The organism is Siminovitchia terrae (assembly GCF_003605405.2).
Taxonomy (GTDB): domain Bacteria; phylum Bacillota; class Bacilli; order Bacillales; family Bacillaceae_C; genus Siminovitchia; species Siminovitchia terrae.
This window is the reverse complement of sequence record NZ_QYTW02000001.1, coordinates 133,652-148,813: the sequence shown is the minus strand read 5'-3', so window position 1 is coordinate 148,813 and position 15,162 is coordinate 133,652. Positions and strand designations below refer to the sequence as shown.

Sequence of the window (15,162 nt, the reverse complement as noted above, 5' to 3'; positions counted from 1 at the left end):
AAAAAGAAGAAAACCCATGTTCCTTTCAGAATGAACATGCTGTTTTTTATTGTCTTTTTGTTATTTTCGCTGTTGATTCTCCGTCTTGGAGTAATTCAGATTGTATACGGTGAAGATGCGAAGCGGGAAGTTGAGCGGACGGAGGACATCACCGTCAATAAATCAGTTCCCAGGGGAAAAATTTATGATCGAAAACACAGGCTGATTGTGGATAATGAGCCACGAAAGGCCATAACGTATACGATCCCAAACCAATTTGACCAAAAAGAGACGCTGAAAACAGCCAAGGCATTGGCCAAACTAATTAATAAAGATACAGATAAAATTACGGAAAGGGATAAAATTGATTACTGGCTAATGACTCACCCAGATGAAGCTGCTAAAAAAGTCAGCAAAGCTGAGCTTGAGAAATATAAAGACAAAACGAATGAATTATATAAGCTTCAGCTGGAGCGTGTAACGAAGGAAGAAATTGCTAGCCTTACACAGGAAGACTTGGAAGTATTGGCAATATACCGCGAGTTTACGGGTGGATACGCCCTTACCCAGCAAATTGTCAAAAATGAAGATGTATCAACTGAAGAATATGCGAAGGTAAGCGAAAGGCTCGCAGAACTTCCGGGGGTTGATACAACGACTGACTGGGAACGAAAATATGCTTATGAGGATACATTGAGGTCGATTTTAGGAAATGTAAGCAATGGGTTGCCGAGTGAAAAAACGGATTATTACATGTCACGGGGCTACAGCAGGAATGACCGGGTAGGAAAAAGCTACATCGAGCTTCAATATGAAGATGTGCTTCGCGGGCAAAAGGAAAAAGTCAAAAACATTACCCGATCCGGTACTGTCATAGAATCAAAAGTGCTCCATGAGGGGCAGCGTGGGAAAGACCTTGTTTTGACCGTTGATATGGAGCTTCAGCATGAGGTAGACAAAATTGTTGAGGAAGAATTGCGTAAAACGAAAATGAGAGGCGGTACGGGTCTCCTTGATCGGGCATTTGTCACGTTGATGGACCCGCATACTGGGGAAATACTTGCGATGTCCGGAAAGCAATATGCTTATGATGAAGATGAAGGAAGGTATAAATTCAGCGATTTTGCTGCCGGAAACTTCACAACATCATACGTTGTAGGGTCGTCAGTAAAAGGGGCGTCCGTACTTACCGGATATATGACTGGAGTAATTACACTTGGAAACAATACATTATTGGATGAACCTCTTCTAATTAAAGGATCTCCATCTAAGAGTTCTCATTTTAACAGAGGCGGATATGTTTATCTCAATGATCACACAGCACTAGTACGCTCTTCGAATGTATACATGTTTAAACTGGCTATTGCTATTGGCGACGGTCAATACAGGAGAAACCAATCTTTGATCATCGATAAAGAAAAAGCATTCCGGGAAATGCGTGAACACTTCAGCCAGTTTGGCCTTGGAATCCGTACCGGAATCGACCTGCCTGGAGAACAGATTGGATTTAGAGGATCTGTTGAAGAGGCTCATGGAGGTAATGTTCTTGACTTTGCAATCGGTCAGTATGATTCATATACGCCGCTTCAGCTTGCCCAATATGTCTCGACTATCGCTAATGGCGGCTATCGGATGCAGCCGCATATTGTGAAGGAGATTAGGGATCCAGGAGAGGACAAAGAAGAAATGGGTTCGCTCGCTCAGGAAGTCCAGCCAAAGGTGTTGAATCGAATTAATGCAGAAGATGCTTGGATCAAAAGGGTGCAGGGAGGCTTCTGGGGTGTTTTCCATGAAGCGAACGGAACAGGAAAAGCCTTTGCAAGTGAACCATATAGTCCTGCTGGAAAAACAGGAACAGCGGAAACGGTGGATAGAGGGACGGGCGTTTGGAACTTGTCTCTTGTAGCCTATGCGCCATATGAAAATCCTGAAGTCGCAATGTCGATCGTTGTACCGTCTGCATATGTCAAAGGCGGGTCTCCAAACAATATCAACTCTGATATTGGCAAACGGGTACTCAAAGCTTACTTTGATTTGAAAAACAAGAAAGATGATACAGCTTCTGAAGAAACAAATGAGGATGTAGAAGAACAAGAATAAGGGCGCAAGTGTCCTCAAACATCGAATTTTAACAGCAATAAAGCAGGCTCCTTGTGAGCCTGCTTTACTCTTTCTCAGGAATATTTCCAGTGATTGTTTCGGCAATTTCCTGCATGCCCATTTCGCTTGTCAGTTCATAATCGCCAATTTGGATGGATTGCTGCCATTTCTTTGCTGATAAATAATCATTGAATTCATTTGCATCTTTGATGATTTCAGCCTTTTCCATTTGTTTGCTCACTTCTTTTGAAGTCATGCCGTCATTAATATTCAAATGCATCATCTTTACAGCTGGTTTGTCTGGGGGTGCTGTTTTTTTCTTTTTAAGATCTTCGTATTTTTGTTTCCAATGCTCGACTTCTTGCTCAAGATCAGCATATGCTGTCTCCTTTACCTCGATATATCCTTTCTTTGGAGGAGTCGCAGCCGCCTCACTTTTTGTCTGGAAGTTTTTGATGCCGATAATAATGACGGCAATTACAAGCAATAAGGAAGCGAGAAGCCTGGTTGTCCGTCTGTCCATCAACTCATCCTCCTGGCAGCAACTGTCTCAGATTCAATGATTTTTTTAACCATCTGCGGAGACAGGGAAGACTGCTTGGAAATCTGCTGCAAATCGATTCCTTGCTGATGCAGCGCCAGTACTTGATTTTTTAAGACTTCGTGAACGACTGGCCTTTCCTCTGCCAATTTGTTATGTAACGGGTGGACAACCTGTTTTTCGAGGAGCAGTTCTTCTTCAAGAATCCCAATCCTTTTTTTCAGATTATGGTAGTCCTGTAAAAGGCTCATCGATAATTCCTCAAACTCCGCTTCAAGCTCGCGAGTTTTATCTTTTTGAAAAAAAGAAATGATGAAAAGTAGCAAAGATGCCGACAATAAAATAATAATGGCTATATTCATGGTTCACCTCGGATAAAGTAATACATTTCCTTTATAACATAAATAGGATTTTTCAGCCATGCCTTTGGTCGTATTTTCGTGTATTTACTGTAACAAATTTCAAGTTTATCAATTCTTTTTTGACAAATACAGACTGGCATTTCATTTAAAATAATGATATTATATAAAAGTCCTAAGTATAGTGAAGAATGCCATGAAGTTTGGAGGGATAGACATGCGTGTAAACATTACATTGGCTTGCACTGAGTGCAATGATCGCAATTATATTTCAACAAAAAACAAACGTAATAATGCTGACCGCCTTGAGCTTAAAAAATATTGCCCAAGAGAAAAAAGGGTTACATTGCATCGTGAAACAAAATAATGACAAAGAAGCCAGGACACTGAACATACAGTGGAACTGGCTTTTTCTGTATTTAAGATAAATATAAGAATTGCTTAAACTGTAATCGAAAAGCCAGTTTCAGCGACTATCCACTAACAGACTTCGCGTTTAACTTCATTCAGCAGAAATCTCCCACTTCTATAAGTGGTGAGATGAATGCATATTAGTATTCCATTCAGTGGGGGTTCTCAGAGGGAATTTATCGAGCGGAGCTCGATAAAATCTGGGCGCAAATACGCCAAGGCGTATTTGATATCAGCTCGTTTGGGGGAGTTTTAATTCTGGAAGTTTTGTTCAAAGAAATTGAAATGCTATCGCCAGTTTCCGGTGGATTAAAGCATTGCCTCCCTGGAAAAGCTGCAATGATCAAGACGTTTTTACACGATTTACACTATTTGATGAGGAGTGGTGTGTCTTGGACAAGAAATCCTTAAGAAACAATATGAGCACTCAACTGAAGTCGATGGACAGGATGACATATGAGCAGCTCTCTTATATGATAGGGTCTTCATTAATTGAAACAGATGTATGGAAAAGCAGCTCAACAATTGGTTTAACAGTTTCCCGCTTTCCGGAGGTAGATACGTGGCAGTTGATCCGCCAAGGCTGGAAGCAAGGGAAAAAGATTGTAGTGCCAAAATGTATTCCTTCAACAAAAGAGATGTCCTTTCGCAGCATATCTGCTTTTACAGAATTAGAAGATTCGTTTTTTGGCTTATTTGAACCGATTGAGTCTCAGACAGATGAAGTTCTAAAAAGTGATATTGATTTATTGGTCGTTCCAGGACTGATTTATAACAGAAAAGGTTATCGGATCGGTTTTGGCGGGGGATATTATGACCGTTTCCTAGAAGGTTTTTCAGGCCAGAAGGTTTCACTTGCGTTCTCCAAGCAATTGACCGAAGAATTTCCTTTCGAGGAACACGATTTACCTGTAGACAAAATCATTACTGAAAAAGAAGTGATTGAATGCAAAAGCAACCAATTGATGAATAAAGACTCCTAACTTTCGAACACTAAAAAGAAGGAGGAGTTGCTTATGAAAAAATTCATCACAACTGTTGTGTTGCCGATTGCGGCGATGACTATGATTTATAAATGGCGGTATAGGCTTTTGAACATTATTTTGGACAATGATTCAATTAGAAGGGTGAGCGTAAGAGCGGCTATGGGTATCCCGGGTGTACGCTCCCGTCTGCTTAGCCGGGCATTCAGGAGCTGAAAAGACCTCAATGGTCTTTTTCGTTCAAATTTTGATTTTATATGTCTAGTTACGACGTACAGGAAGTACTAGTGCAAGCGAAGCGACAGGACGTCGCGCTTTGAGCCTGCCGACGTACAGGAAGTACTAGTGCCACCGAAGCCACAGGATGTGGCGCCTTGAGGCGGCCAGGCGCCATCGGCTCGAGTGGATGGTTATTCAGGAAGAATGTGCTCCTGTAGCACAGCTTATTCAAGGAAGCTTTTCACGATGTAATTGAAATGAGGGCTTTGCTGTGGTGGATGAAGAACTCCCTCATCAAATCGCCTTGTGCTTGTCGCCGATAAGGCGGGCGCCTTTCGCTGTTCTTATAATTCTCCAATCCTTTACATTTCTTTTACCGTTTCGCTATAGTAAAATAACAGCAACATTGTGAAACGAACATAAAGCTAGGAAGGAGATAAATTTTGGCGGAACGTGAGCATTATTTATTCTGGAAGCTGACCAACTATTTTGTAATAGAACTGGATTACAGACTTGTACACATCGATAGAGAGGAAAAAGAAGTATGGCTTGAGACCGTCGGACATAAAAAGGTTGATGTCATCCGCATTCTTGTAGAGGACATTGACTGGGCGAATTGGTTGAAGAGGGATATCATACAAACGGGTGTGAGGGCAGAGGGGATTCGAAAACACCTGATGAAAAGGGAATTAAATGTGCTGAATATTTATGTGACTGAACATACTCCGGTGGATGATTATGAGTTTGTTATTCAGCACCCCTATGACGCTGAAAACGGAAGAGCCCATATCCAGACAGTGCTGATAGCGAAAGAAACATTAGATGATACCATTTGCCGAATGAACGAAATGCTTAACAGTCATTTTCAAATCCAAACGGTTGATATTTATGATCCGGCTATTACATATGAGTTGAGGCAATCGGCCATTCAGAAAACAAAAAGAAGACAAAGGGAAGAAAGGGAGCTTTTTGAATATGGAAAGCCTTTTTTTACCTATCTATTCATAGCTGCACAGGTTTTGATGTTTCTTATTGTGGAAAGCAGCGGAGGCAGCACTAATATAGAGACTCTCATTAAATATGGAGCAAAATATAATCCATTGATATTGGCGGGAGAGTGGTGGAGGTTTTTTACACCTATTTTTCTACATATCGGACTGCTGCATCTACTGATGAATACACTGGCGTTATATTACCTGGGAATGGCTGTTGAGAAGATTTTTGGGCGCTTTCGATTTTTATGGATATACTTATTTTCTGGTTTTACAGGTTCAGTGGCGAGCTTTGTCTTTACGAATAATTTGTCTGCGGGGGCAAGCGGCGCTATTTTCGGCTGCTTTGGAGCCCTTTTATATATGGGAGTGGTCAATCCAAGACTTTTCTTCCGGACAATTGGAGTGAACGTCATTGCAGTTATTATCATTAACCTCATCTTTGGTTTTACTGTTCCCGGAATCGACAATGCGGGCCATATCGGTGGATTGATCGGAGGCTTTCTTGCTACTGGTATTGTCCATTTCCCTGGAAAAAGAAAATGGGGGCTGCAATTCGTCTCTTTACTTGCGGCGGCGTCCGCAGTTTATTTCATGCTGAATTGGGGCTATCATAATGACCGCCCTGATACAGAGAATGCAAGGGCGCAGGGACAGATTGAGAATGGTGAGTATGGAGCGGCATATGAAACCCTTTTGGGATTGGTTTCGGAAGGAAAGGGGGATGCCGACAGTTATTTTAAACTGGCATACACTGAAGCGCAGCTTCAAAAATATGAAGATGCTAAGAAGCATTTTAACAGGGCAATTGAATTGGAGCCTGATTTTCATGAAGCGCATTTCAATTTGGCGTTAATTTATTATGAACAGGGCGATATTGAAGAAGCGAAAAAACATGCTTCTAGGGCAGAAGAAATATCGGATCAAGAAAAATATCGGGACTTTTTTAAGAAAATAGAATAATAGTATCAAGGTGATGAGATGAACTCCGTCTATGATGTACTGCAGTTGCTAAAAAAATTCGGTATTTTTATTTATATCGGGGATAGGCAGGCTGATTTGGAGATGATGGAAGTCGAAATCAGAGAATTATACGCTGAACACTTGATTTCAAAGGAAGATTTCCAACACTCCATTTTGCTGCTTAGAAGGGAAAGGAACCAAATACAGGAAGAACAAAATAAAAAATGAAGGGGACCTAAGACTTCCTTCATTTTTTATTGCTTTTCACAAAAATGTCACTCAAATTTGAAAAAGAGGGAAACTTTTTTGCCGTTTGGAACGTCTAAAGTAAGGGGATACAACATACGCTGTCTCTATGTACAAGGGCTTCGTCCAATCGAGAGTAAGTTGATTTTTTAAAAGAAACATATTATGATAATGCATAGCGCTATCATGGTATTTCAATAATTTGGCAAAATCAAGCACCATATAGCAAGCGGGAGGTAGGGCTATTGAACAGGTTTAAGATCGAAAGAATTTCTCTACCGGTTTTAGCAGCTGTCATGCTCTGGATCAAAACATATGTAGTGTATAAAACAAGCTTCAATATTAAAATCGAAAATGTTATGCAGGAATTAATTCTGTTCATTAATCCCTTGAGTTTTTTGCTGTTTGCTTTCGGGATTGCATACTTCTTTAATTCGGAGAAAAATAGAAATCGGTATGTGATCATAACAAGCTTCATTTTAGGGTTTATCCTATACGCAAATGTGGCGTTTTACCGGTTTTTTACCGACTTCATCACATTGCCGGTGCTATTCCAAACAAGCAACTTTGCCGACCTTGGGGACAGCGCATTAACGGAAATACATTGGTATGATATCGTTTATTTCATAGATATCATCCTTCTGTTTTTATTTATGAAATATAAACGGAAGTACAAGGAATTTGTACCTGTAAGGAAAGTGAAACGTCGAGCCTATTTCCTTGTGGCAGCGGCCTTGCTTTTTCTGAATATCGGATTGGCAGAAACTGAACGTCCCCAGCTTTTAACAAGGACATTTGACAGAGAAATGCTAGTGAAAAACCTTGGGACATACAATTATCATTTATATGATATTTTTCTTCAATCGAAATCATCCGCACAGCGGGCGATGGCTGATGGCAGCGAATTGGTCGACATCGATAACTATGTCAGAGCAAATTATGTTAAGCCGAACAAAGATATGTTTGGGATTGCGGAAGACAGAAACTTGATTGTTGTCACGCTTGAATCGCTTCAGAATTTTGTCATCAATAATGATGTGTACGGCGAGGAAATAACTCCGTTTTTGAATGATTTCATAAACGACAGTTATTACTTCGATAATTTTTATCATCAGACCGGCCAGGGGAAAACGTCAGATTCAGAGTTTTTGATTGAAAACTCTCTATATCCGTTAAGTCGCGGGGCAGTTTTCTTTACACACTCTGGCAACGAACTGGACTCTCTGGCACAGAATTTGGGTGATAAAGGGTATTATACATCTGCCATGCATGCTAATAATAAAAGCTTCTGGAATAGGGATATCATGTACAAATCCATTGGGTACGATTATTTTTATTCCGCCTCGGATTATGATATTACCCCTGATATTTCAGTCGGGTGGGGAATGAAGGATATCCCATTCTTTCAGCAGTCAGTGGATCTGATGAAGGAAATGCCAAAACCCTTTTACACGAAAATGATCACTTTAACAAATCATCATCCATTCAGATTGGATGAGGAAGACAAGTTCATTGACGAATTTGATTCAAAAAGTGGCACATTGAATCGGTACTTTCAGACTGTCAGATATATGGATGAAGCAGTCAAAGAATTCATCCAAAAGCTGAAAGACGAAGGCCTGTATGATAATTCCATCATTGTCATGTATGGAGATCATTATGGTATTTCGGAGAATCATAATGAAGCAATGGCGCAGTATTTGGGTAAAGAGGTGACTCCTTTCGTCAGTGCTCAGCTTCAGCAGGTTCCATTAATCATCCATATTCCGGGTGTGACTGATCAAGGCAAAGGGAAAGTAATTTCAAAGGTAGGCGGTCAAATCGACCTCAAGCCGACGATATCACATTTACTTGGAGTGGATACAAAAAAAGCTATTCAATTCGGTGAAGACCTGTTCTCTGATCAACATCACGATTTTACGGTTTTCCGTGACGGGCGTTTTGTGACAAAAGATTATGTATATGCCGACAATACTTGTTATTCAAAAGAGACGGAAGAACCGGTTGAATCCTCTTACTGTGACAAGGATAAAGAAAAGGCGAGGTTAGAGCTGGGATATTCAGATAAAATCATTTACGGTGATTTGCTGAGATTTTATGAATCATCCGATTACAGAAACGATAATATGGAATAAGGAAAGCTCCCATTTTGTGGGAGCTTTATTTGTGTAATTAGAACACCACAAGATGCCTAGAGCCTTAGGAAGCAAGAAGTTAATTGTATATAAATCAAGAAAAAAGCAGAAATCGTATGATCTCTGCTTTTTTGAGTAAGTTATTCTGGAAACCCTGATTTGATAAGTGTCATGACGGCGAAGAAGCCAAAAACTGCTACAGTTCCGAACGAAAAAATGAAACCTAAAACACTTCTGTTTTTCAATGTGCCGATCAAAGCGAAAATAGCAAGAATAGCAACTAAGCCAAAAATGATAGCTGTTCCCATGTATAAAATCTCCCTTCCGATACGATATTATAAGGAATAAAAAGACTATGTATGAAAATATACGGCTCTTCCATATTTTATAGTTTTTTCGTCCGTTTGTCGAGTTTCAAAAGTGACACTTCTTTGACTTATGTTATAGGTTATCCTTAATCGGCTTATTTAACCACATGTGTTTCCTTAGCGCGTTTTCCTATGTTAATGGTAAACTGAATGTACGTAAAGAGTGAAAGGAGCATGCAAATGGAATGGAAACAAATTCCCCTAGGACCGCTACAGACAAATTGTTATTTGCTTTATGATGAAGCAAAACAATGTATCGTCATTGACCCGGGGGCAAATGGTGAAGCTTTAATCGAATACATTGAGCAGGAAAGACTTAAACCTTTGGCTATTTGCCTGACCCATGCACATTTTGACCATATAGGGGCAGTAGAAGATGTACGGAACCACTGGAATATTCCTGTATACATACATGAAAATGAGCAAGAATGGTTGTTGAATCCCTCACTGAATGGTTCTGCCCGTCATCCGATGGAGCCCATTGCAGGAAAACCTGCAGATCATTTCTTTCAGGAGGAAGGTACTTTAACTATCGGACCATTTACAATGCAAATATTAGAAACCCCTGGGCATTCGCCAGGAAGCGTTTCCTACTATTTAAAAGAAATAGAAACTGTCTTTTCTGGCGATGCGCTTTTTAATGGAGGCATTGGAAGAACAGATTTGCTTGGTGGGGACCACGCTACCCTGATTGACAGTATCTATCATAAACTACTGAGTTTGCCGGATCAAACTGTTGTTCTTCCGGGCCATGGATTTTCAACTACTGTGGAGAACGAAAAAACAAGCAATCCTTATTTGTAAGAACAAAAAGCGCAAGCGCCTGTTTATCGACGTATAGACTGAGCTGAAATGTGGAAGACGGCGTTTAGGGGCGACAAGCGCTGGCCACCGAATGTCGCCACGTCCTGTGGTGCCGGCGGCACTAGGACATCCTGTCCGACGGAGGTCAATCCAGCGAAGTCTCTTCATTGGATTGACCGAAGCGACCTCGAGACCCTGCCGTCTGCAACTAGATAATAGCTCTTACAACGAGATAAAGGAAAAATGAAGTGCGAGAATACCTACTTATCGGCGAAAAGCTAGACAAGCGCTGAAGAAGGTGTAGTTTGCCTTCAGCAGCGATTGACTTAATTCTTACGCCGATGGCACTCGGCAGGCTCAAAACGCGACATCCTGTCGCTTCGCAAGCACTAGGACATCCTTTCCGTCGGCAGGCTCAAAGCGCGACGTCCTGTCGCTTCGCATGCACTAGTACATCCTGTACGTCGGAGCCGATGTTGACTTATCGTAGGAGGAGGAGCGAAGTCTGCTAGTCGATAGGCGCTGGAGCTGGACGTGGCATTATTAAGCGATTAATAAGTTATTCACTCCTTAGGCATTCAATAATTTACTAAACAAAAACAAAGAAAGCTCCCGGAAATGTCCGGAAGCTTTCTTTTGTTGTTACGATAGCCCGCCGCCAGGCGGCATGATGAACAGGGTATAGTATGTAAAACCAGCAAAGAATACAGTCAGGTATGCACCAAACACATACATATACATACGTTCTGTCAGATTCAAATAGCCAAGCAACACAAAGAATCCTGTTTGACCGAGAAAGAGTAAAGCAGTCTTATCCATTCCTCCAAGGAAAAACATAACAGTAAATATTGCAGTCCAAAAACCCATTACTCTGTACATGCGATCCATAAAGAATCCCTCCTTTGCAGCATGTATTCCATCAAGTTCTTATTATAAAGGAAAAACAGCAAAAATGTAAATATATTCGTGGCTATGTTTGTGTCCAATGCGTGATAAAACGAAAGGATCATTTCATATGATACCCCTTTTCCCTCATTCTAAAAACTAAAAAAGTTTGTTTTTTTAGCAGGAATATGACCGACTGTGTCGAATAGGTATATGTGAGAAATTAAAAAGGTGGTGTTTCATGATACATGACAATTGAAAGAACAGCCGACTTGCTCATCTCCCAGGCTGTACGGCTAAACGCATCTGATATCCACATCATTCCGCGGCGTCAGGATTACCTTATCAAGCTCCGAATCCATGGCGAATTGGCTAACCATGGAAATCTTCCCCCCATCGCAGGAGAAAGGCTTATATCCCATCTGAAATTCATGGCCTCCATGGATATAGGTGAAAAAAGAAAGCCCCAGAGCGGTTCTTGGCAAACACATATCAGCAATACTTCGGTAGCCCTTAGAATCTCCACATTACCATCCACGCTTTATAAAGAAAGCCTGGTCATTAGAATCTTCCCGCAAAAACACTCTCTTTTCCTTGAAAAAATGTCTCTGTTTCCCAATAGTATCATCAAGCTTATTTCATTGATGTCCCATTCACACGGCATGCTTATTTTCACTGGCCCGACTGGATCCGGAAAAACCTCTACAATCTATTCGCTTGCAGAGCATTGTGCATCCGAATTAAATCGCAATATTATAACATTGGAGGATCCTGTTGAAAGGCAGAGTGATCAGTTTCTGCAGATGCAGGTGAATGAAAAAGCTGGCATCTCCTACCAAACAGGATTGAAGGCGGTACTGCGGCATGACCCTGATATGATATTTGTCGGGGAGATTAGAGATGCTGAAACGGCTGAAATTGCTGTACGGGCAGCGATGACAGGGCATCTCGTCTTGACAAGCATGCATACGCGGAATGCGGAGGGGGCCGTGTACCGTTTGCTGGAGTTCGGGATAAAACCTTTGGAAATTGAGCAAACCTTGATCAGCGTAATTGCACAGCGACTTGTTTCACTGCTATGCCCTTTTTGCGGAGCTAAATGTTCTAAATATTGTGCGAGCAGCGATCGAATCAAACGAGCAGCCGTTTTTGAGATGTTAGAAGGGGAGAGGCTTGAAACGATTATTCAGGGCGCAGGCAAAAGTGTTGTTGAGCATGCACAGTCATTAAAGAGATTGATTAGAAAGGGGATTGCGCTTGGATATATCTCTCATGAAGAATATAGTCGGTGGATTATTCAAAAACATGAAGAAGCTGCATCTGAAAGATCAAAGCTTTTTTCTAACCAAAATCAGTGAAATGCTTGAGAAAGGTTTCACATTGAGAGAATCTCTCGATTTTCTAGGGCGCACAAATGAAGGGAGAATGGGCATGTTTCAGTCAATGACTCATGCCTTACAGTCAGGGCAGCCTATTTTTGAAGTGTTTTATATGGAGGGGTTCGACCACCAGGCATGCACGCAGCTTTATTTTGCGGAAAGACATGGATATCTTGTCGCAGCATTGAAGGAATCCGGAGAGTATCTTCGGCGCAAGGATGATCAACGAAAAAAACTCGTCCGCCTATTGCAATACCCGGTTATACTTGCAGCGGCTTTAATCATCGTAAGTTTACTACTTCAAACACTTCTCTTACCACGATTTCAAATGTTTTATGACTCCATGGGATATAAGCCCAATTTTACACTAAGCATATTCCTCCACATCATGCAGACTTTTCCCATTTACTTTTTATTCACTATGATTGTAGCCCTAACCGGGGGCACTTATTTCTTTAAATTTTTGTCCAAAAAATCTGCTTTGGAAAGAGCGGTGTTCTTTTCTCGAATTCCGGGCATCCAAACATACTATAAGCTCTACCAAACCGTATTTTTGGCAAGAGAATGGAGCTTTTTATTAAAAAGCGGTTTTTCCATCAACGAGATTATCCAAATCATGCAGAAACAAGAATTTCATCCGTTATTAAAAGAGTCTGCGATTGAAATTAGGGACATGCTCACGTTCGGATATTCCTTCTCTGAGGCTGTATCCAATCTTGGGTTTGTGGAGGAAGAGCTGATGGTCATTGTTGCACATGGAGAGAAAAGCGGGAAGCTTGAAGGAGAATTGATGTTCTACAGCCAGTTTTGTCTACAAAGATTGGAAGAAAAATTTCTAAAGGTATTTTTATTTATTCAGCCCTTGGTTTTCGCTTTGATTGGTTTGATGGTCATTGCCATTTACTTATCGATATTCTTGCCGATGTTTGAAGTCATTGACTCAATCTGAAAAAGGAGAAGGTTTAAATGAAGCATTTAATCATTAAAAATGAGAAAGCTTTTACATTAGTGGAAATGATGGTCGTTTTGCTTGTCATAACGGTATTGCTTCTGATTGCGCTGCCAAATATTACGAAACACAGCTCCAATATCAATGAAAAAGGGTGCGACGGACTTAGACAGATGGTACAGGGACAGGTAGAGGCTTATCGGATGGACAACAAAGAAATTCCAACTGTTCAGCAATTAAAAGCAGAGGGCTATTTAAAAAATGAAGATTTGAAGTGCCCGAATGGCAAAGCTCTTACCATAAATTCCGAAAACGGTGAAGTAGTGGTAGGGTCGAACTAGAATGGCGTATGAAAAACTTCGTTCAAACAAAGGGTTTACTTTATTGGAATCTTTAGTTGTCCTTTTGGTCGTATCGGTTGTTCTCCTTTTTGGCATGATTACGGTGAATCCGATGATGGAATGGATGCAAAAAAAGATGTTCGTTTCCCAACTAAGATCTGACCTTTACCATGCTCATTCCCATGCAATCAATAGAAAAGAACGGGTTTCCGTCAGCTTTTCGCGGGGGAGCAGCCAATATTCTGCCACTGGTGATTCCACCGGAGTATTGTTCATCAGGGATCTTCCGCCTCCTGTCAAAATTACTGGAGGCTCCCTGAAACAGCTTCGATTCCACATTACCCCGGATGGAACGATCAACAATTTTGGTATTGTAAATTTCGCTCTGAATGATCAGCCGATTGAACTCATTTTTCATATTGGAAGGGGGAGGTTTGTTGTTAAAGAATGAGGGTGGTTTCACTTTTTTAGAGGGCATTGTTTCGCTCAGCCTTATACTGTTGGTCACCTCCTCATTTTTTCCACTCATGTCAAATATGCTTGCCCGATTGAAGGATGGAAAAATTGAAATGACAGCCTACAGGCTCATGTACGAACACGTGGAGAAGCATACGGCTGTTGGTGTAATTGGAGATGCCCGGATTATCTTACACGATACAGTGTTCGATTTGAACATGGAAGAGACTGAAAAAGGGGATTGGAAAGTGTGTGTCAATTATGAAGAAAAAAGGCTTTGCGTTGAGTAATCAATCAGGGTTCACCCTTTTGGAATCCATTTTTTCGATACTCATCATAACGGTAATTATGTCCCTTTTGCCTCTCATGTATCATTGGTTTTCCGCAGTTGACCGTTCGTTATCTCCGGAAGAAAATTTTGAATGGAATATCTTTCTCATTCAACTGCGTGATGAACTTTCCGTAGCCGACAGTTTCAGAAGTGGTTCACATGAAAGGATCTATCTGCTGAAAAACAGGGTTTCTATCAAATATGAACGATACAGCTTGAACATCAGAAGGCAGGTAGAGGACAAAGGGCATGAGGTTGTGCTGCAAAATGTCAGACGGTTTGAAGTGAGGGAAGAGGACCCAATGCTTACGATTTATGTTGAATTTTTAAATGGAACAAAAGAAGAAGCCAGGTTTCTTATGCCACCAAGAGAGGAGGGGCTACATGATCAATGAACGGGGATCTGTTTTACCCATTACTTTGATTATTATACTGATTGCAATATTTGCTGTGGGTCAGGCAGCATTTTCCTATGTATCGCAATATCATTATATAAGCGAGATCAGGCAGTTTTACAAAAAAGAAATTCATCAACAGCTTATTGCAGAAAAAAGGCCGGCAAACGAACCTTTGGAAAGTGGGATGTTTGAGAATAGCCATTTGGCTCCAGAGTCTGAGGATGAGATTAGTGGACTGAATCATCAACATGGTGGGAGTAAGCTGCTTATTGAAAGTGAAAGGAAGAAGGAACGGCAGCTTTCCGATCCCTAAGTTCACAGAG

The 15,162-nt window shown here is 41.1% G+C and carries 19 protein-coding genes; 15 read left to right on the top strand and 4 right to left on the bottom strand.

The genetic code is table 11. The features are described 5' to 3' along the window. The first annotated feature begins 30 nt into the window (after positions 1–30). Entirely contained in the window at positions 31–2,079 is a 2,049-nt protein-coding gene (locus tag D5F11_RS00730; RefSeq protein ID WP_120115110.1) for a peptidoglycan D,D-transpeptidase FtsI family protein, read from the top strand. Between the two features lie 64 nt (positions 2,080–2,143). Here D5F11_RS00730 and D5F11_RS00725 read toward each other — a convergent pair whose 3' ends face one another. Together D5F11_RS00725 and D5F11_RS00720 are read right to left on the bottom strand one after the other, a co-directional pair. Beyond that, entirely contained in the window at positions 2,144–2,602 is a 459-nt protein-coding gene (locus tag D5F11_RS00725) for an endolytic transglycosylase MltG (protein ID WP_120114967.1), read from the bottom strand. Beyond that, positions 2,602–2,982, bottom strand: coding sequence for a hypothetical protein (locus tag D5F11_RS00720; RefSeq protein ID WP_120114968.1), 381 nt, complete (start codon positions 2,980–2,982; stop codon positions 2,602–2,604). The genes D5F11_RS00725 and D5F11_RS00720 overlap by 1 nt, the downstream gene beginning before the upstream one ends. Before the next feature lie 214 nt (positions 2,983–3,196). On the opposite strand from D5F11_RS00720, the gene rpmG reads away from it, so the two are divergent. From rpmG to D5F11_RS00690, 6 genes are all read left to right on the top strand, one after another. Then, a complete protein-coding gene (gene rpmG, locus D5F11_RS00715) occupies positions 3,197–3,346 on the top strand; it encodes a 50S ribosomal protein L33 (protein ID WP_018705928.1) in 150 nt (49 codons plus the stop codon). A gap of 436 nt (positions 3,347–3,782) precedes the next feature. Beyond that, entirely contained in the window at positions 3,783–4,373 is a 591-nt protein-coding gene (locus tag D5F11_RS00710) for a 5-formyltetrahydrofolate cyclo-ligase (protein WP_280519783.1), read from the top strand. A gap of 33 nt (positions 4,374–4,406) precedes the next feature. Continuing rightward, the gene (locus D5F11_RS00705) at positions 4,407–4,589 is read left to right on the top strand and encodes a hypothetical protein (RefSeq protein WP_120114969.1); all 183 of its coding nucleotides are present in this window, start codon (positions 4,407–4,409) and stop codon (positions 4,587–4,589) included. Between the two features lie 446 nt (positions 4,590–5,035). Next, complete coding sequence (locus D5F11_RS00700) at positions 5,036–6,547, top strand: rhomboid family intramembrane serine protease (RefSeq protein ID WP_120114970.1); 1,512 nt, start codon at positions 5,036–5,038, stop codon at positions 6,545–6,547. A gap of 18 nt (positions 6,548–6,565) precedes the next feature. Further along, entirely contained in the window at positions 6,566–6,775 is a 210-nt protein-coding gene (locus D5F11_RS00695; protein WP_120114971.1) for a YqgQ family protein, read from the top strand. Positions 6,776–7,038: 263 nt separating this feature from the next. Further along, positions 7,039–8,928 (top strand): LTA synthase family protein, encoded by a 1,890-nt coding sequence (locus D5F11_RS00690; protein WP_185830419.1) that lies wholly within the window; start codon positions 7,039–7,041, stop codon positions 8,926–8,928. A gap of 140 nt (positions 8,929–9,068) precedes the next feature. Here D5F11_RS00690 and D5F11_RS00685 read toward each other — a convergent pair whose 3' ends face one another. Beyond that, on the bottom strand, positions 9,069–9,236 hold the full coding sequence (locus tag D5F11_RS00685) for a DUF2759 family protein (protein ID WP_120114972.1): 168 nt from the start codon (positions 9,234–9,236) through the stop codon (positions 9,069–9,071). 240 nt (positions 9,237–9,476) lie between these two features. Between D5F11_RS00685 and D5F11_RS00680 the strand changes: the two genes are divergently transcribed. Further along, positions 9,477–10,100 (top strand): MBL fold metallo-hydrolase, encoded by a 624-nt coding sequence (locus D5F11_RS00680; protein WP_120114973.1) that lies wholly within the window; start codon positions 9,477–9,479, stop codon positions 10,098–10,100. A 642-nt stretch (positions 10,101–10,742) separates the two neighbouring features. Here D5F11_RS00680 and D5F11_RS00675 read toward each other — a convergent pair. Further along, positions 10,743–10,988, bottom strand: a complete 246-nt coding sequence (locus D5F11_RS00675) for a DUF2626 domain-containing protein (protein ID WP_120114974.1) — start codon at positions 10,986–10,988, stop codon at positions 10,743–10,745. Positions 10,989–11,233: 245 nt separating this feature from the next. On the opposite strand from D5F11_RS00675, the gene comGA reads away from it, so the two are divergent. Genes comGA through D5F11_RS00640 form a run of 7 tightly spaced genes read left to right on the top strand, consistent with a single transcriptional unit; the run spans position 11,234 to position 15,152 of the window. Then, positions 11,234–12,343, top strand: a complete 1,110-nt coding sequence (gene comGA / locus D5F11_RS00670) for a competence type IV pilus ATPase ComGA (protein WP_120114975.1) — start codon at positions 11,234–11,236, stop codon at positions 12,341–12,343. Further along, entirely contained in the window at positions 12,258–13,313 is a 1,056-nt protein-coding gene (gene comGB, locus D5F11_RS00665) for a competence type IV pilus assembly protein ComGB (RefSeq protein ID WP_120114976.1), read from the top strand. Before comGA ends, comGB begins: the two co-directional genes overlap by 86 nt. A 17-nt stretch (positions 13,314–13,330) precedes the next feature. Next, positions 13,331–13,654: a competence type IV pilus major pilin ComGC gene (gene comGC / locus D5F11_RS00660; protein WP_120114977.1), complete on the top strand. Its 324-nt coding sequence runs from the start codon at positions 13,331–13,333 to the stop codon at positions 13,652–13,654. A gap of 1 nt (position 13,655) precedes the next feature. After that, positions 13,656–14,105 (top strand): competence type IV pilus minor pilin ComGD, encoded by a 450-nt coding sequence (gene comGD / locus D5F11_RS00655; RefSeq protein WP_120114978.1) that lies wholly within the window; start codon positions 13,656–13,658, stop codon positions 14,103–14,105. Further along, a complete protein-coding gene (locus tag D5F11_RS00650; RefSeq protein WP_120114979.1) occupies positions 14,092–14,400 on the top strand; it encodes a type II secretion system protein in 309 nt (102 codons plus the stop codon). Before comGD ends, D5F11_RS00650 begins: the two co-directional genes overlap by 14 nt. Further along, positions 14,393–14,836, top strand: a complete 444-nt coding sequence (gene comGF, locus D5F11_RS00645) for a competence type IV pilus minor pilin ComGF (protein ID WP_185830417.1) — start codon at positions 14,393–14,395, stop codon at positions 14,834–14,836. Before D5F11_RS00650 ends, comGF begins: the two co-directional genes overlap by 8 nt. Beyond that, a complete protein-coding gene (locus D5F11_RS00640) occupies positions 14,826–15,152 on the top strand; it encodes a hypothetical protein (protein ID WP_120114980.1) in 327 nt (108 codons plus the stop codon). Before comGF ends, D5F11_RS00640 begins: the two co-directional genes overlap by 11 nt. Positions 15,153–15,162: the final 10 nt, after the last annotated feature.